The sequence below is a fragment of the Rahnella sp. BIGb0603 genome, assembly GCF_024808755.1.
Classification (GTDB): domain Bacteria; phylum Pseudomonadota; class Gammaproteobacteria; order Enterobacterales; family Enterobacteriaceae; genus Rahnella; species Rahnella contaminans.
The window spans coordinates 246,098-263,328 of sequence record NZ_JANUEX010000002.1; the positions used below are offsets into that span (position 1 = coordinate 246,098).

The 17,231-nt window shown below is 55.3% G+C and carries 16 protein-coding genes; 5 read left to right on the top strand and 11 right to left on the bottom strand.

Going from position 1 to position 17,231, the window contains the following annotated elements:
• Positions 1 to 98: 98 nt before the first annotated feature.
• Complete coding sequence (locus tag M2403_RS06270) at positions 99 to 1,142, top strand: oxidoreductase (protein WP_152326203.1); 1,044 nt, start codon at positions 99 to 101, stop codon at positions 1,140 to 1,142.
• A gap of 51 nt (positions 1,143 to 1,193) precedes the next feature.
• Complete coding sequence (locus M2403_RS06275) at positions 1,194 to 2,204, top strand: bile acid:sodium symporter family protein (RefSeq protein ID WP_259228753.1); 1,011 nt, start codon at positions 1,194 to 1,196, stop codon at positions 2,202 to 2,204.
• Positions 2,205 to 2,280: 76 nt separating this feature from the next.
• On the opposite strand, the gene add is transcribed toward M2403_RS06275, so the two are convergent.
• The 3 genes from add to malX form a co-directional block, all read right to left on the bottom strand.
• Positions 2,281 to 3,279, bottom strand: coding sequence for an adenosine deaminase (add, locus tag M2403_RS06280; RefSeq protein WP_152326205.1), 999 nt, complete (start codon positions 3,277 to 3,279; stop codon positions 2,281 to 2,283).
• A gap of 137 nt (positions 3,280 to 3,416) precedes the next feature.
• Complete coding sequence (locus tag M2403_RS06285) at positions 3,417 to 4,604, bottom strand: MalY/PatB family protein (RefSeq protein WP_259228754.1); 1,188 nt, start codon at positions 4,602 to 4,604, stop codon at positions 3,417 to 3,419.
• 61 nt (positions 4,605 to 4,665) lie between these two features.
• Positions 4,666 to 6,279 (bottom strand): maltose/glucose-specific PTS transporter subunit IIBC, encoded by a 1,614-nt coding sequence (malX, locus tag M2403_RS06290; RefSeq protein ID WP_217153573.1) that lies wholly within the window; start codon positions 6,277 to 6,279, stop codon positions 4,666 to 4,668.
• Positions 6,280 to 6,535: 256 nt separating this feature from the next.
• On the opposite strand from malX, the gene malI reads away from it, so the two are divergent.
• A complete protein-coding gene (gene malI, locus M2403_RS06295; protein ID WP_152326208.1) occupies positions 6,536 to 7,567 on the top strand; it encodes a Mal regulon transcriptional regulator MalI in 1,032 nt (343 codons plus the stop codon).
• A gap of 129 nt (positions 7,568 to 7,696) precedes the next feature.
• Here the strand turns inward: malI and M2403_RS06300 are convergent, their stop codons facing one another.
• Positions 7,697 to 7,993 (bottom strand): DUF1161 domain-containing protein, encoded by a 297-nt coding sequence (locus M2403_RS06300; protein WP_259228755.1) that lies wholly within the window; start codon positions 7,991 to 7,993, stop codon positions 7,697 to 7,699.
• A gap of 110 nt (positions 7,994 to 8,103) precedes the next feature.
• Positions 8,104 to 8,460, bottom strand: coding sequence for a DUF1283 family protein (locus M2403_RS06305; protein WP_152326210.1), 357 nt, complete (start codon positions 8,458 to 8,460; stop codon positions 8,104 to 8,106).
• 134 nt (positions 8,461 to 8,594) lie between these two features.
• On the opposite strand from M2403_RS06305, the gene M2403_RS06310 reads away from it, so the two are divergent.
• Positions 8,595 to 8,921: a YnfA family protein gene (locus M2403_RS06310; protein ID WP_152326211.1), complete on the top strand. Its 327-nt coding sequence runs from the start codon at positions 8,595 to 8,597 to the stop codon at positions 8,919 to 8,921.
• Between the two features lie 3 nt (positions 8,922 to 8,924).
• Here the strand turns inward: M2403_RS06310 and M2403_RS06315 are convergent, their stop codons facing one another.
• The gene (locus M2403_RS06315; RefSeq protein ID WP_217153571.1) at positions 8,925 to 9,830 is read right to left on the bottom strand and encodes a LysR family transcriptional regulator; all 906 of its coding nucleotides are present in this window, start codon (positions 9,828 to 9,830) and stop codon (positions 8,925 to 8,927) included.
• Positions 9,831 to 10,159: 329 nt separating this feature from the next.
• Between M2403_RS06315 and M2403_RS06320 the strand changes: the two genes are divergently transcribed.
• Positions 10,160 to 11,455, top strand: coding sequence for an NCS2 family permease (locus M2403_RS06320; protein ID WP_104922061.1), 1,296 nt, complete (start codon positions 10,160 to 10,162; stop codon positions 11,453 to 11,455).
• Between the two features lie 122 nt (positions 11,456 to 11,577).
• On the opposite strand, the gene ydfG is transcribed toward M2403_RS06320, so the two are convergent.
• The 5 genes from ydfG to M2403_RS06345 form a co-directional block, all read right to left on the bottom strand.
• The gene (gene ydfG, locus M2403_RS06325; RefSeq protein ID WP_152326213.1) at positions 11,578 to 12,327 is read right to left on the bottom strand and encodes a bifunctional NADP-dependent 3-hydroxy acid dehydrogenase/3-hydroxypropionate dehydrogenase YdfG; all 750 of its coding nucleotides are present in this window, start codon (positions 12,325 to 12,327) and stop codon (positions 11,578 to 11,580) included.
• A gap of 168 nt (positions 12,328 to 12,495) precedes the next feature.
• A complete protein-coding gene (locus M2403_RS06330; RefSeq protein ID WP_152326214.1) occupies positions 12,496 to 13,551 on the bottom strand; it encodes an aldo/keto reductase in 1,056 nt (351 codons plus the stop codon).
• A gap of 47 nt (positions 13,552 to 13,598) precedes the next feature.
• Positions 13,599 to 15,044, bottom strand: a complete 1,446-nt coding sequence (locus M2403_RS06335) for an MFS transporter (RefSeq protein WP_259228757.1) — start codon at positions 15,042 to 15,044, stop codon at positions 13,599 to 13,601.
• A gap of 115 nt (positions 15,045 to 15,159) precedes the next feature.
• Entirely contained in the window at positions 15,160 to 16,254 is a 1,095-nt protein-coding gene (locus M2403_RS06340; RefSeq protein WP_259228758.1) for an ABC transporter ATP-binding protein, read from the bottom strand.
• On the bottom strand, positions 16,255 to 17,208 hold the full coding sequence (locus M2403_RS06345; protein ID WP_259228759.1) for a carbohydrate kinase family protein: 954 nt from the start codon (positions 17,206 to 17,208) through the stop codon (positions 16,255 to 16,257).
• Between the last annotated feature and the right edge of the window lie 23 nt (positions 17,209 to 17,231).

Sequence of the window (17,231 nt, forward strand, 5' to 3'; positions counted from 1 at the left end):
GCCCGAACCAAATTTTTACTTGTCCCGTTCTGTAAGCTGGTGTCAAATCAGGTGATTAGCGTCCTGACGGGCAAGACCGTTAAACAGAGGAAAATCCCATGTCCCAGACTCTCCGCGTTGGCCTGATCGGCTATGGCTTCGCCAGTAAAACTTTCCATTCACCTTTGATTGACGGCACGCCGGGCCTTGAGCTGGCTGTGGTGTCGAGCAGTGATGCCGCAAAAGTCCATGCCGACTGGCCAAATGTCACGGTTGTTGATTCCCCGGAGAAGCTTCTTGCCGATCCGTCCATCGATCTGGTGGTGATTCCTACGCCAAACACCACGCATTTCCCGCTGGCGAAGCTGGCGCTGGAAGCCGGTAAACACGTTGTTGTCGATAAACCGTTCACCGTGACACTCGAAGAAGCCCGCGAGCTGGACGCGCTGGCGCGTGAAAAAGGCAAAGTGCTTTCTGTGTTCCATAACCGTCGCTGGGATTCTGATTTCCAGACCGTGAAAGCGCTGATCGAAGAAGGATCGCTGGGCGAGATCGTGTATTTCGAATCGCATTACGATCGCTACAAACCACAGGTGCTACAGCGCTGGCGTGAAAGCGATGCGCAGGGCAGCGGCATCTGGTACGACTTAGGTTCACATCTGCTGGATCAGGCGCTGCAATTGTTTGGTACGCCGGATTCGTTACAGGCTGACCTGGCCGTGCTGCGTCCGGGCGGTAAAGCGGTGGATTATTTCAATGCCGTGCTGACGTATCCGCGCCGCCGCGTGGTGTTGCACAGCACTGTGTACGCCGTGGCGGAAACGGCCCGCTTTATCGTGCAGGGCGAAACCGGCAGCTATGTGAAATTTGGTCTGGATCCGCAGGAAGATCGCCTGAAAGCGGGCGAACGTCTGCCGCAGGAAGACTGGGGATACGACAAACGTGACGGCGTGATCACGCTGAGCCACGAGGGTGTGCTGGCAGAGAAATCGTTGCTGACCATTCCGGGGAACTATCCTGCGTATTACGCGGGTGTGCGCGATGCGATTAACGGTAACGGCGAAAATCCGGTTCCGGCATCGGATGCTATCCGCGTAATGGAAATGATTGAGCTGGGCATGCAATCTTCAGAACAACAGGCGACGTTGAAAGTAAAAAAATAAGCCGCCGTTAACCCGATTCTCTTTTACTCGTTCAACTGGCAAGGAAGGTTCATGTCCTGGTTAAAAATCGATAAATTTTTGCTGATTCTGATTTGTGTGGTCGTGGTTGCGTCGTTTTTCCCTTGTGAAGGGATCTATAAAACGATTTTCGAACATCTGACCACCGCTGCCATCGCGCTGCTGTTTTTTATGCACGGCGCGAAGCTCTCGCGTGAGGCGATTATGGCGGGGATCGGCCACTGGCGTTTGCATGTTGTGGTTTTCCTCAGCACGTTTGCGCTGTTCCCGCTGCTGGGGCTGGGCATGAAATGGCTGGTGCCGGTCGGTATTCTGACACCGACGCTGTATTACGGTTTTCTGTATTTGTGTGCGCTGCCGGCTACCGTGCAGTCGGCGATTGCCTATACGTCGGTGGCGGGCGGGAATATCCCGGCGGCGATTTGCAGCGCGTCGGCGTCCAGTATTCTCGGCGTGTTTTTGTCGCCGGTGCTGGTGGGTTTGCTGATGCATACGCAGGGCGGAACCAGCGATACGCTGCACGCCATCGGCTCGATTGTTTTACAACTGATGGTGCCGTTTATCATCGGGCATTTGTGTCGTCCTCTGATTGGCGGCTGGGTGCAGCGTCATAAGAAGATCGTGAATATTACAGACCGTTCGTCGATTCTTCTGGTGGTGTACGTGGCGTTCAGTGCGGCAGTGGTGGAAGGCATCTGGCATCAGATTGATGGCTGGTCACTGCTGGCGGTGCTGGGTTGTTCGATTGTGCTGCTGACCATTGTGCTGATCATCAATACGTTTATGGCGCGGCTATTTGGTTTCAATACCAAAGACGAAATCACCATTGTTTTCTGTGGCTCGAAGAAGAGTCTGGCGAACGGTATTCCGATGGCGAACGTGCTGTTCCCGGCGTCTGCGGTGGGGGCGATGGTGCTGCCTCTGATGATTTTCCATCAGATCCAGCTGATGGTGTGCGCGGTTCTGGCGTCGCGTTACGCGAAACGTGTTGCACGTGAAGAAGCCGCTAAACTGGCCGTGAAAGAAGAAATCAAATCGGCATAACGGATTGATTGAAAAGAAAAGGGCGAGAATGAATCCCGCCTTTTTTTTGCGCTCAGGGAACGGTTTTCAGAAAACGTTACGCAGACACTTTGTCGCGAATCGCCTGTTTTTCTGCGCCGGTCAGGAAGGCCATTGTCAGGCCATTTTCCTGCGCTTTGCGGATTTCATTCTGAGTCAGACCGGCGGCTGGCGCGGCAACGTTGTATTCGTTGGCAATTTCGATGCCCTGAACGGCCGGATCGTCGGTATTGATTGACGCCAGAACGCCGTGGCGCAGGAAGGTCGCCAGCGGATGTTGTTCAAACGAGGAGACGGTGCTGGTCTGAATATTCGACGTCAGGCAGGACTCAATCCCAATCTGGTGCTTCGCCAGGAAATCCATCAGCGCCGGGTCTTGCGCGGCTTTCACGCCGTGGCCGATACGCTCAGCGCCCAGTTCACGAATTGCCTGCCAGATGCTTTCCGGGCCTGCGGCTTCACCGGCGTGAACGGTAATGCGCCAGCCTGCGTCGCGCGCACGGTTAAAGTGGCTGAGGAACAGACTGCCCGGGAAACCGAGTTCATCACCGGCCAGATCCAGCGCGGTAATGCCATCGCGGTGCGCCAGTAAACCTTCCAGCTCTTGCAGACACGCATCTTCACCGAAAGTACGGCTCAGAATACCAATAAGACGCACATCGATGTCGTGATTTTTCTGGCCTTCACGGATGCCTTCGATCACGGCTTCCACCACGCCTGCGACCGGCAGTTTGTGGTTCATCGCCATGTAGTAAGGGGAGAAACGCAGTTCGGTATAGTGCAGACCGGCTTTGGCCGCATCTTCAACGTTTTCTTTCGCAATACGGCGGCAGGCGTCGAGATCGCCCAGCACTTTGACGCCCCAGTCCAGTTTTTGCAAAAAGCTCACCAGATCGGGTTCTGCGTGCATCACCTGCACATGCGGGCGCAGGGCTTCAAGTTCATTGGCGGGCAGCGTCAGGTTAAACTGACGGCCTAAATCGAGAATCGTTTGAGCGCGGATGTTGCCATCAAGGTGGCGGTGAATGTCGGTCAGGGGAAGGCGTGTGTCGATCATGGGGTGCACTCGTTATTATTGAAATGTGCGGGGCATTATAACGTCAGATCGGGGGATAAGAAAACGTTGTTGCGCAACGGCAGGAGAAAGCTCCTTCCTCTGTACAAGGAAGGAGCGAAACGGAAAATTCTTGAACGTTACGGCAGCAGGGTATTAATCGCGAGAATTAAAGCCTGTACCCCCGCTTCTACCTTCGACCTTGGGCAGCCGACGTTCAGGCGCAGGAACCCGTTGCCTTCTTCACCGTAGGTATAACCCGGCATGATCGCGACTTTTTGATGTTCGATCAGCTCTTTTTGTAGCAGCTTGTCGTCGATGTTTAACGCACGCAAATCAATCCACGCCAGATACGTTGACTGCGGAGGTTGCCAGTTCAGCTGCGGGAACGCGGCGTTCAGCTGTTCCGCCACATAATGCAGATTTCCCTGCAAATAGTCGCGCAACGCGTCCAGCCACGGTTCGCCCGCGTGATACGCCGCGACGTGCGCATGTACCGCCAGTACCGCCGGAGAGGATAAACCGTCGCAGGCTTTCAGCTGATGCAGATAAGCATCACGCGGCGTTTTATGGCTGATAAAGCCGTACGCGCCGGTCAGCGCAGGGATATTGAAGCTTTTCGAGCCGGACGTCAGCAGCGCCCATTCACCGCGCGCCACCTCATTCCACGGCGTATGTGGGTTCCCGCCCCAGACCATATCCATGTGGATTTCATCGCTGATCACCCGCACGCTGTGGCGCTCGCAAAGTGCTGCAATCCGCGTCAGTTCTTCGCGCGTCCAGACCTTTCCGGTCGGATTGTGCGGGCTGCACAGCAACAACAGCGAACAGTCCGGCTGCGCCAGCAGGCTTTCCAGATTTTCGACATCCAGCGACCAGTCGTTGCCGTTTTTAATCAGCGGGCAAGCCAGCAGGTTGCGCTGATTACCATCAACCACTTTAAAGAACGCGTCGTAGGCCGGGGTGAATGTCACCACACCATCACCCGGCTGGCTCCACTGGCGGATAAGCTGCGCCACCATGTAAATCACCGACGGGCCATACACCACCCAGTCGCGGTCAATCTGGCTGTTAAAACGCTGCTGATACCAGTGTTCAACGGCACCGAGAAAATCGTCATGATGCCAGCGGCTGTAGCCAAGCACGCCGTGTTGCAGGCGTTTTTGCAGCGCATCCAGAATGCACGGCGCGGTGGCGAAATCCATGTCTGAAATGGTAAATGGCAGTAAATCATCATGGCCAAAACGGTCGGCGACGTAATCCCACTGAGTACACCAGGTTCCGTGACGATCAACGACGGTAGAGAAATCAAAAGAAGCTGAGGACATTTTTTCACTCCCTGAAGAAAGCAGAAAAGGGCGACACGAAGTCGCCCTGTGGATTCAGTGTTTATACCATCGCCGGTTCGGGCGCGGGCTGATTGGCTGCTTCACGGATGAGGTAATCCAGCTCATCTTTCACCGACTGCACCTGAGGGCCGATCACCACCTGCAGGTTGTGTTCGTTGAGATGAACCACACCAATTGCACGGTTGGCTTTAAGCGTCGCATCGTCGACCAGCGACATATCCGCCACGGAAAGACGCAGGCGGGTGATGCAGTTATCGAGTGAAATGATGTTACCGGCACCGCCCAGCGCGCTTAAGATCACCGGCACGTTGTAACCGGATTTGCTGGAAGACGGCACGGCCGCGGCGGCTGGCGTACTTTCAGATTCACGGCCCGGCGTTTTGATATTAAAGCGCGTGATAGAGAAGCGGAAGATTACGTAGTAAGCCGCGAACCAGATTGCTGCGACCACCGGCACCAGATACCACTTGGTGGCTGTGCCGTGCAGGATACCGAAGACCACGAAATCGATGATGTTACCGTCGGTATTCCCGATGGTCACGCCCAGTACCGACATAATGGTGAAGCCAAGACCGGTCAGAATTGCGTGAATCACATACAGAACCGGCGCAACGAAAAGGAACAGGAATTCGATCGGTTCAGTGGTTCCGCCGACAACACAAGCGACAACACCGGAAATCAGCAGACCTTTAATTTTATGACGGTTTTCAGGTTTCGCACAGTGGTACATCGCCAGCGCAGCACCCGGTAACCCCCCGAGGAATGCAGGCATTTTGCCCTGCGACAGGAACTGTGTCGCGCTTTCAGAGAAACCGTGCGTGGTCGGGCAGGAAAGTTGCGCCTGGAAGATGGTCAGGGCTCCGCTGACTTCGCGGCCACAGACGTCCATTGTGCCACCGGCTTCGGTGAAGCGGATCAGCGCCACCAGAATGTGGTGCAGCCCGAACGGTAACAGCAGACGTTCGCCGGAACCGAAAATCATCGGTCCGAACACACCTGCACCCTGAATCAGACGGCCCAGACCGTTAATCCCGGCGGCGAAGAATGGCCAGATTAACGGGATCAGCAAACCGACTAAACCGAGCACGACGGTGGTGACGATCGGCACAAAACGCGTACCGCCGAAAAATGCCAGCGCATCCGGCAGGCGGATGGTGTTGTAACGCTCGTGCAACATGTACACGATGATACCCACAATCACCGCGCCCAGAATACCGGTGTCGATAGACTGGATACCAAGGATCATCTGGATGTTATTGGCTTTCAGAACCAGCGGATCAACCGTTGGCAGTGTGCCGTTGGCGGTCAGGTAGAAGTTGATTGCCAGGTTCAGCACGGCAAAACCGACAAAACCGGAGAAGGCGGCAACGCCTTTGTTCTCACGCGCCATACCCAGCGGGATAGCGATGGCGAACATGACCGGCAGGAAGCTGAATGCAAATGAGCCGACTTTGCTCATCCACACGAAAATCAGCTGAAGAACAGGATTGCCCAGTGCAGGCAGCAATGTAACGACATCGTGGCTGCTTAACGAGCTGCCGATGCCCAGCATGATGCCGCAAAATGACAACAACGCGACGGGCAACATGAAGGTTTTACCAAGGCTTTGGAAGAATTCCCAAAGTGTGACTTTTTGTTTTTTATTTGCAGGCATGACTGCTCCCTGAGTGGTTTGGTGTTGGCTGTGTGGTAATGGCGGCTAAGATAAAACGTTTTACCAAAACAATACGTGTCGGAACTCACAATATTGGAAGATGGCTGCACCATCAGGGTGAAATGGAGGTTTAACGTTTTACTCAATCTGACGAGTCGGGTATAACTGTTTGACCGCGCTACTGATTTAAACGCTTAAGTCCGACGAACGGGTCATAATCCCGCTTCATGGAGTCTGGAATGAACGACATAGCCTGATGAATCATAAAAAAATTACGATTATCGATGTTGCGCAGCACGCCGGTGTTTCTGTCACCACGGTGTCGCTGGTGCTCAGCGGCAAAGGGCGCATTTCCCTGAGTACCGCTGAGCGGGTAAACCGTGCGGTGGATGAACTGGGTTTTGTGCGTAACCGGCAGGCCAGCACATTGCGCGGCGGTGAGTCCGGCGTGGTCGGGCTGATTGTGCGTGATATCTGTGAGCCGTTTTATGCAGAAATGACCGCCGGTCTCAGCGAGATGTTTGAAGCGCAGGGCAAAGTATTATTTCTGCTGCAAAGTGGCCCGTCAGGCAAAGGTCTGATGCGCTGTTTCGACACTTTGCTGACCCACGGCGTTGACGGTATTGTCATCGCCGGTGGCACCAGTTCTATTTCCGGCCTGAAAGAAAAGGCCGATGAACAGGGCGTTCCGCTGATTTGCGCTGCGCGTTCCGGTGGTATTGAAGGCGTCGATGTTGTCCGCCCGGACAATATGCTCGCCGCCAAAATGGCCACCGAATATCTTATCCGCCACGGCCACAAACAAATCGCTTACCTCGGCGGCCTCAGTAATTCGTTAACCCGCGCCGAACGCCTCGGCGGTTTCTGCGCCACGCTCGTGCAGTACGGCCTGCCGTTTCGCAGTGAATGGATTATCGAGTGCGATTACCAGCAGAAATGCGCCGCCGACGCCGCTGAAACGCTGCTGACCCATTACCCGAAAATCAGCGCCATCGTCTGCCATAAATCGTCCGTCGCGCTCGGTGCTTATTTCGGCGTTTTGCGCACCGGCGCAGAAGTCGGCGGCGGGGCGGTCGACAGTTTCTTCCAGCAAAAAGTGGCCCTTATCGGCATGGAAGATGCACCAGAATCCGAACTGACCGAACCGCCGCTGACGTCAATCGCGAACTCCGCCCGGGAGATTGGTCATGCGACGGCGAGACGGTTATTGCTGAGGATCGGGGGGCAGAATCTCGAAGCACAGAATATTATTGTGCCACCGGGGCTGGTAGAGAGGGAGTCGGCCTGAAAGCCACTTTGAGAAAGGTGACAAATTTCGTTTTTGGCCAGGCTGGCCTTAAACTCAAGACCTTGGGCGGCAACCCAAGGTGTTGACCTGGGTTGCACAAAATATAACCGAGCGTGATACCGGTTCGTATCACTGAGAATCCTGGCTTGTCCCCGTCTTAGGACTCGCTGCTGTCGCATCCTCCGCGCCAGCGGTCTTCGTGTAGATAATCTTCTGCGTATCATTCCCGCAATGACCCACAACCTGACCACCGGCCTGATCTGCCTGATCGTTCGGGACGATATCAAGCTTAAAACCGGATTCCGGCAAACCGTTGGCGACGATTTTCTGGGTGATATCCGCTTTCACGCTTTCACAGGTGGCAGCCTGAACCGCCAGCGGCGCTAACATCATGACCGCAAGGCCAGCTAAGAGTGTCTTTTTCATCATTCATTCCTTTTATGAGAAACAGTGTATTAATGAGTTTAGCAGATAGAGACAGCGGCATAGTTCGCCGCTGTCGGGCAGGAAAAGGGCGGAAAGACTTATTTACGGTATTACGGTGCCATCAGCTGACGGCCGGTGCGGCGGTCGAGGCAGCGCTGGGTGTTATCTTCCCAGTACGCGTTGATATTCTGGCTGGCGTTGCATTTATCACGCAGATCCACAGAATTATCGTACTTGGAATAATCCTTCTCAGCACGCTGGTTTTTCAAAGCCCGCAGACGCTGGGTTTCGTTCCATTGCTCTTTGCTCTGACGCGCTTCTTCGTTGGACATGGCATCATTGCCGCTGCCGCCAAAGACACAGGTTCCGCCCGCACAGTTGGTGGCTGCCAGCGCAGGTGCCTGCCAGCTTGCGGTCATAACAAGCAGCGCAACAGGCAGTAAACGGCGTAAAAACGTTGTATTCATTAGTTAATCCTTTTAATTTACACATCGCTCAGGCGAATACTTTCAATTATAACATCACCCTGAGTCACGTCACCCAAAGCCTGCTAACGGGTTGAATTCATATTTAACTTACGACTGTAAACCTGGCGATTCACATGCTCAAAACGACTTTACTGTTCTTTGCGACCGCGCTGGCGGAAATCATCGGCTGTTTTCTGCCGTATCTCTGGCTGCGCAAAGGCGGCAGCTGGCTGCTGCTTTTCCCGGCGGCGCTGAGCCTGGCGGCGTTTGTCTGGTTGCTGACCCTGCATCCGGCAGCCAGTGGCAGGGTGTATGCGGCTTACGGCGGAGTTTATGTGATGACGGCGATGTTGTGGTTGCGGTTTGTCGATGGCGTGAAACTCAGCACCACCGACTGGCTCGGCGCCTGTGTGGCGCTGGCCGGGATGCTGATTATCATTTCTGGCTGGAAAGCGGCGTAACGGTTACTGCGACAATTGTTCCATCATCACGATCACTTTCTGAATCACAATCTGCGCGGCGCGGGAAAGCTGACGGCGTGGCGCAACGCATAGCGCGAGCGTCAGCGGTTTGGCGCTGCGCCCTTGCAAGGGCACAAACGCCAGCCGGTTTTCCTGCAAATCGGGCAATACGTCGAGCAGACTCAGCACACCCACGCCAGCCCCTTTGCGGATAAGTTCGCGCATCATCCGCACGTCATTACAGACAATTGACGGCGTATCCAGCAACTGATAACGGTTATACAGCAGCTTCGCGCGGGCATTCACCATCAGTGGTTCCGACGGAATAATCTGCCGGTAAGACGCGATATCGCTGAACGACAGTGATTCCTGCTTTGAAAGTTCATGCCCGACCGGCATCGCGATGCCAATCGGCAATTCCGCGAACGCCTGTACTTCCAGACCGGTATGTTCAATGGGGTCGAGCAGCAGGCCAAAATCCACTTCAGCCGAACTGACCTGTTCACTGATATTCCGGCTGTCTTCAATGCGGATATCAAACGTGAGGTATGGATGCTCAGCGCCGACTTCGGCAATCAGCTGCGCCATAATTCCTTCACTGAGCGCCGCGATAATGGAAATGGTGACGTGCCCGCGCCGCAAACCCTGAATTTCATCAAAGCGTTCGCGGGTACGGGAAAATTCTTTACGCCAGCGACGGATATCATCGAACAAAATCTCACCGGCGGACGTCAGTTTCAGGCCGGTCGGCAGACGCTCAAACAGCGGCGTTTCCAGCGTCTGTTCAGCCTGTAAAATCTGCCGGTTAATGGCCGAAGCGGAGACGTGCAGCGCTTCCGCCGCTTTGCGCAAACTTCCTGTTCGGGCGACTTCGGTAAAATATTGCGAAAAACGGGAGAAGGGTGACATAGGTGTACTAATTTATGCAGTGAATAAGTGAGATATCTATTATGGACTGCATCACTCATTTTTCCTAGATTGTGCGATGGCCTTTGTAAACAATCACCTCAGATTGTTTTATGCGCAAATCTCTGCGCAAAAAAGGTCAATAAAGGGTAATGACAGGGTTCGTCAAAACACGTTTAGCACGTGAGCCGCTTTTCTTTGGACAGAAGGGGTGCGAATTGTGGCATTCGTACTGCTGGCGCGCGTGCGTGTTTTGAAAAACAACACTAATAACAAGCGTGCGCTTTTGATCACCCGGTTGAAGTGATCACGCGACCAAGAGATTCCTTCTCATGTTAGAAAAACTATTCAAGTTAAAAGCTCACCGTACTAACGTGCGGACTGAGATTGTGGCAGGACTGACTACATTTTTAGCAATGGCCTATATTCTGTTCGTTAACCCGTCCATTTTGGGCGCGACGGGGATGGATAAAGGCTCGGTTTTCGTGGCAACGTGTCTTGCTGCCGCAATCGGTTCCGCACTGATGGGCTTTATCGCCAACTACCCGATTGCACTGGCGCCGGGCATGGGTTTAAACGCCTTCTTCACCTACACCGTCGTGCTGCACATGGGTTACACCTGGCAGATCGCGTTGGGTGCTGTTTTCCTTTCCGCGTGTATCTTCTTCGCGTTATCAATTTTCAAAATTCGTGAATGGATTATCCGCAGTATTCCGCTGCCGCTGCGTTCGGCGATTGCGGCCGGTATCGGGTTATTCCTGGCGCTGATTGCGCTGGAAAACGCCGGTATTGTGATTGCAAACCCGGCCACGCTGGTAGGCCTGGGTGACCTGACCAAACCGGGTCCGCTGTTTGCGATGCTCGGTTTCATTCTGATTGTGGTTCTCGAAGCGCGTAAAGTGACCGGTGCTGTGCTGATTGGCGTGCTGGCTGTGACGGTTCTGGCGATTGCGCTGGGCTACTCACCGTTTGGCGGCGTGATGTCTATGCCACCTTCTATCGCACCAACCTTTATGCAGCTGGACATCAAAGGCGCATTCAACGTTTCGCTGATCAGCGTCGTGTTCGCATTCCTGTTCGTAGACGTGTTCGATAACTCAGGCACCCTGATCGGCGTAACCAAACGCGCAGGTCTGGCGGACGAAGATGGCAATATCCCGAAAATGGGGCGTGCGCTGGTCGCGGACAGTGCGGCTGCGCTGTTCGGTTCACTCTTAGGGACATCAACTACCACCAGTTATATCGAGTCTGCTGCGGGCGTGAGCGCCGGTGGCCGTACCGGTCTGACGGCGATCGTGGTCGCGATCCTGTTCCTGCTGAGCCTGTTCTTCGCACCGCTGGCAGGCAGCGTTCCGGCATTCGCCACCGCGCCTGCTCTGCTGTTCATCGCGGTTCTGATGACCTCAGGTCTGGCAGAAATCGACTGGAAAGATATCACCGTTGCCGCGCCGGTCACCGTGACCGCGCTGACCATGCCGTTCACGTATTCCATCGCTAACGGCATCGCGTTTGGTTTCATCACCTGGACGCTGGCAAAACTGCTTACCGGTCGCTGGCGTGAACTGAATTCTGCGCTGATCGTTCTGTCGATTCTGTTCGTGATCAAACTGGGCTGGCTGAGCGCGTAACCGCTCTGCGGGTCGGAAAAGGCGCGGGTTTGACTCCCGCGCTTTTTTTATGCTCAAAATCGGGTGAAAACCCAATAAAAAAAGCAGCCGGAGCTGCTTTTCAGGTACATCACAATGTCTGATCAGTCTTCGCGGTGAACCTGCAAACCGGCCAGAGACTGGCTGACAGGCATCATCTCGATGCTGTTGATGTTCACGTGCTCAGGCAATGTCGAAACCCAGAACACGGATTCAGCCACGTCGGTGGCCGTCAGCGGGTTAGTCTTGTCGTAGGTTTTGCTGGCTTTCTCGTCATCACCTTTAAAGCGGATGTTGGAGAATTCCGTTCCGCCGCACAGGCCCGGCTCGATATTGGTCACGCGAACGTGAGTGCCATGCAGGTCGGTGCGCAGGTTCAGGCTGAACTGACGGACGAAGGCTTTGGTCGCGCCATACACGTTGCCACCGGCATACGGCCAGTTGCCCGCCGTTGAACCGATGTTAATCACATGGCCGGTGTTGCGTTCAACCATGCCCGGCAGGACGGCGCGGGTCATGTACACCAGACCTTTGGTGTTGGTGTCGATCATTTTGTCCCAGTCTTCCAGCGACGCTTTGTCGGCTTTTTCCAGACCGAGCGCCAGACCGGCGTTATTGACCAGCACATCGATGTTGCTCCATTCGGCAGGCAGGCTGTCGATGGCATCTTTGATGGAAGCACGGTTGGTCACATCCAGCTCAACGGTATACAGCGCGTCACCCAGCTCCGCCTTCAGGTCGTCCAGACGCTCTTTACGGCGGCCAGAGGCAATCACTTTATGGCCTTCTTTGACAAAGCGGCGCGCGATTTCAGCACCAAATCCGGCGGTCGCGCCGGTCACAAAAATAATCATCCCGGTATTCCTTAGTATTTAAATAAATAGAATGAAATAAAAATCGAATCAAAAATGAACGCGTTTGCTCGCGCACGGCGTGCAGAAAAAGAAACTCTATAAGTATTAACACAAAAATAACCAGACCGGCAGCGGATGCCGGTCTGACTTGGTATCATTTTATTGCGGTCACTTTTTCAAATAGGGCGCAATCAGCGATAAATCTGCCGCAGAAAGCCGGTCCGGCGCGGTCTGAGCCTGATGCCAGTAAGGATACAGCAACGGCAACTGGCTGACCTGATTAAGTCTTTCAATTTCTTCGCTATTCAGGGTCAAATCTGCCGCAAGCAGGTTATCCTGCAACTGGGTGTCGTTACGCGCACCGACAATCACGGACGTTACCTGCGGGCGCGCAATCAGCCATGCCAGCGCGATTTGCGCCGCGGAAACGCCGCGCTGCCCGGCGATATCCACCAGAACATCCACCACGTCATACAGCGCATTTTCGTCACGCACCGGCGGCTCACCCCAGTCAGCCAGATGACGTGTGCCTTCCGGTGCCGCCTGATTGCGGCGATATTTACCGGAAAGCAGGCCACCGGCCAGCGGACTCCACACCAGTACGCCCAGCCCCTGATCCTGTGCGACCGGCAGCAGCTCATATTCGGCTTCACGTGCCTGCAGGGTGTAATGGATTTGCTGACTGACCGGGCGGATATAGTGGTTTGCTGCTGCCACGCCCAGCGTTTTCATCACATGCCAGGCAGAAAAGTTGGAGACACCGACATAACGCACTTTGCCGCTGCTGACCAGATCGTCGAGCGCGCGCAGCGTTTCTTCCAGCGGCGTCTGACCATCCCATTCATGCAACTGATACAAATCCAGATAGTCCGTATTCAGGCGCTTCAGGCTGGCTTCGCAGGCGCGCAAAATATGGTGACGTGATGAACCGCGATTGTTCGGGCCATCGCCCATCGGGAAGCGGGCTTTGCTGGCAACCAGCACGTCATGACGCTGACTGCCCAGCGCCTTGCCCAGAATCACTTCCGATTCACCGCCTGAATAAACGTCGGCGGTATCGAATAAGTTAATTCCGGCATCCAGACACAGACCGATCTGGCGCTGTGCGGCACTGACGTCGGTCTGGCCGGTTTTAGCGAATTTGCCCTGACCACCAAACGTCATGGTGCCCAGGCTGAGAACTGAAACTTTCAGGCCGGAATGGCCTAACAGACGGTATTCCATGGGTTTTCTCCATTTATCGGATACTTAATTTCAGTTTAGCAACGTCATTATTTTTGCGACGAAGCCGGTTGCGGTACAGATTCTTTTTTTCGGCGTATTTCATCGCCCGCGGTAGGGTCGAGCGTCAGACTGTCGAGGGTTCCCGCCAGAGAAAACACCCCGATAATAATAAAAGCGATATGGAACGTGCCGGTCTGCATCCCGGCGCTGGCCGGTAAAAAATGTTCTGCGACGCGCAGGGAAAGCGCGCCGATGGCAATGCCCAGCCCGGTAGAGAGCTGTTGCGCGGTGTTAAATAACGTATTCGCGCCACCCATTTGTTCTGCCGGAACCTGCGAAAAGGCCAGTGTATTGAGCGCCGTGAACTGCATCGAACGGGTCATGCCGCTGGCGAACAGCAGCAGCAACGTGATGGCAGTCGGCACGTCCGGCGTCAGCAACGCGCAGGCAAATATCGTCGCAGAATTGAGCAGGCCGTTAATCAGCATAATCGACTTAAAGCGAAAGCGGTGCAAAATCGGCGAGGTAAAAGGCTTCATCGCCAGATTACCGGCGAACACGGCAAGCACCAGCAGCCCGGCATCAAACGCGTTCATGCCGTAACCCAGCTGGAACATCAGCGGCAGCAAAAACGGCAGGGCGCCGATAGCCACGCGGAACAATGAACCGCCGTAAATCGTGACGGCGTAACTTTTAATTTTCAGCGCCGTCAGCGGCAGCAACGGGTGCGTTGCCCGCCCGGAATGCCAGACCGCCAGCGCCCCGACGATCACCGCGCCGCCCACCATCGTCACCGGTTTCCAGTTAATGGTGCCCTGATTAAACATATCCAGCCCGAAGATTAACCCCAGACACGCTGCGCCGGTCAGCACAAAACCGGTGACATCAAACGGCACTCCTTTCTGCCCCTCAACCTGCGGGATCAGCTTACGACTGAACACCAGTGCGATAATCCCGAGCGGCAGATTGAGCAGAAATATCCAGTGCCAGGAGGCATAGGTCGTAATGAATCCGCCCAGCGGCGGTCCGAGGATCGGCGCCACCAGCCCGGGCCAGGTAATCGTCGCAATTGCGCGGATCAGATCTGATTTTTGCGTATTTTTCAGTACCACCAGACGCCCGACCGGCACCATCAGCGCACCGGCAAACCCCTGCAACATGCGGGCGGCGGTAAACGTGCTGAGACTGACGCTGGCAGAACATAACAGTGACGCGAGAGTGAACAGGATCAGCGCCAGCGAAAAGACATTACGCGTGCCAAACCGGTTAGCGATCCAGCCGCTGGCAGGAATAAACACCGTGAGCGTCAGAATGTACGCCGACACGCCGATATTCATATCGACCGGATGCACGCCGAAATCTTTCGCCATCTGCGGCAGCGCGGTGACAATCACCGTGGCATCCAGATTTTCCATAAAGAACGCGCCCGCCACCAGTAACGGCAAAGCGGATCCCGGCGGCAGCGAGAATTTTTTGTTTGAGAAGAAGCTCATAGAAGGTAAGCGCGCTAATGAAATAAGGAAAGTCTGAGCATAGCGCATCAGGGGAAGGCGTCAACGGCGGGATTGAGGATCTCCCCCGGTGAAAGGGGAGATTTTGGACATTAATTCAGAGTTCTGTTTCTTCCAGCCGTTCCCCGGTCTGCGCATCGAACAGATGAATGGCGTCGCTGTTAGCTTCCAGGTACAGCGGTTTTTCGGTACTGACGCGGGCGCGGCCGGCGAACTGGACGTGCAGCGGGAAACCGCTCCAGTCGATATGCAGCAGGCTGCTTTCGCCGGTGACTTCCAGCAGACGCAGCGTGGCGGCGGGTTGCGCGCTGTGCTGAACCGGTTTGAGATCATGCGGGCGCAGGCCGAGCGTGACCGGTTCGCCTTCGGAATGTCGCGCCTGTAACGCCCATTTCTCCGGCAGGGCAAACCACAGCTGATTGCAGGTCACGCCAGGTTTGCCGTCGATGCTCTGGAACACGCCGCTGAGTAAATTCATCGGCGGTGAACCGATAAAGCGCGCCACAAAGGTGTTCACCGGTTTGTCGTAAATCGACAGCGGATCGCCTTGCTGCACGATAAAACCGTCTTTCATCACCACAATGTTATCCGCCAGCGTCATGGCCTCAATCTGATCGTGCGTGACGTAAACCGTGGTGGTGCGGAACTGCTGGTGCAGGGATTTGATTTCCGCACGCAGCTCCATGCGCAGCTGCGCGTCAAGGTTAGACAGCGGTTCGTCGAACAGGAAAACTTTCGGATTTCGCACCAGTGCGCGGCCCATTGCGACGCGCTGGCGCTGGCCGCCGGACAAATCTTTCGGCAGGCGTTTCAGCAGATGATCAATCCCTAACACCTTCGCGGCTTGCTGTACTTTGGCCTGTTGTTCGGCTTTCGGCACCTTTTTCACCTGCATGTGGAACGCCATGTTCTCGGCCACGGTCAGGTGCGGATACAGCGCGTAGCTCTGGAAGACCATGGCGATATCACGATCCGCCGGGTCAAAATTATTGATTTGCTGTTTATCGAGCAGAATGTCCCCGTCGGATAAGGATTCCAGCCCGGCCAGCAGGCGCAGCAGGGTGGATTTTCCGCAGCCGGACGGCCCGACCAGCACGGTAAAGCTGCCATCGGGAATGGTCAGATCCAGCGGTTTGAGCACCTGTACTTTGCCATAGTGTTTGGCGACTTTTACCAGTTCTACCAGAGCCATTCAGAGTTTCTCCACAAGGCCAAAAAGCGATTGCCAGTCAGGATAACGGCGCGGGGAACTGCTGATCGCACAACCGGCGACGCGGACACCCCATTGCAACGCCGTGGCAGGCGGCAGGCCATAAATCAGCGCGGATAAAAATCCGGCATTAAAACTGTCTCCGGCGCCGATAGTATCGACCACCTCAACCGGCTCGGCGTGCTGATGCAACGCCTGATCCGCGCTCCACAGACGCGCACCTTCCGGGCCGCATTTCGCGACGTAAAAAGCATTACCAGCCATCTGCGCCAGCAGTTTTTGCGCGGCAGCGTCCAGCGACTGAGCATCGGCCAGCCCGAGCGTTTCGACTTCATTGAGCAGCAGCGCATCGCAATACGGCAACCATTTGGACGCCTGTTCACGTAGCGCATCGCTCCAGTCTTCCGGCGGCCAGCCGCTGTCTACTGCCACCTGATAGCCACGCTGTTTCAGCGTTGCCAGCAGGAGCGGATAACCGGCGTAAAGTGCGGTACACAACCAGGTTCCGCACAGTAAAACCCAGTCGCCGGGTTGTGCGTTTTCGGGTAACTGAGCCAGAACGTCCTGCATGGAAAGGCGGACAATATGCCCCTGATTGCTGAAAAACGTCCGTTCGTGGTCGGGATGCGTGACGCCAAACGTCAGCGACGTTTCGCAGTCGCAGGTCGGCCAGTGGGGCGCGCTTTCCGGGAACAAACTCGCCAGCCAGCCGGTGAACTGGTCGTTGCCCTGATTGGCCACCAGCCGGTGCGGGACGTCCAATGCCGACAGCGCCAGCGCACAGTTTCCGGCAGAGCCGCCGGGGCGCAGAGAGCTGCTTTCGAGCATCGCTTCGGTGCCTTTTTCCGGCCACGCGTGGAGTGTGCTCATGATCAAATCCACGTTAATATTGCCCACCACATACAGCGTGGCGCGGGTGTCAGGTCTTGTAATCATTGATGAGATTCCCTGATGTTCAT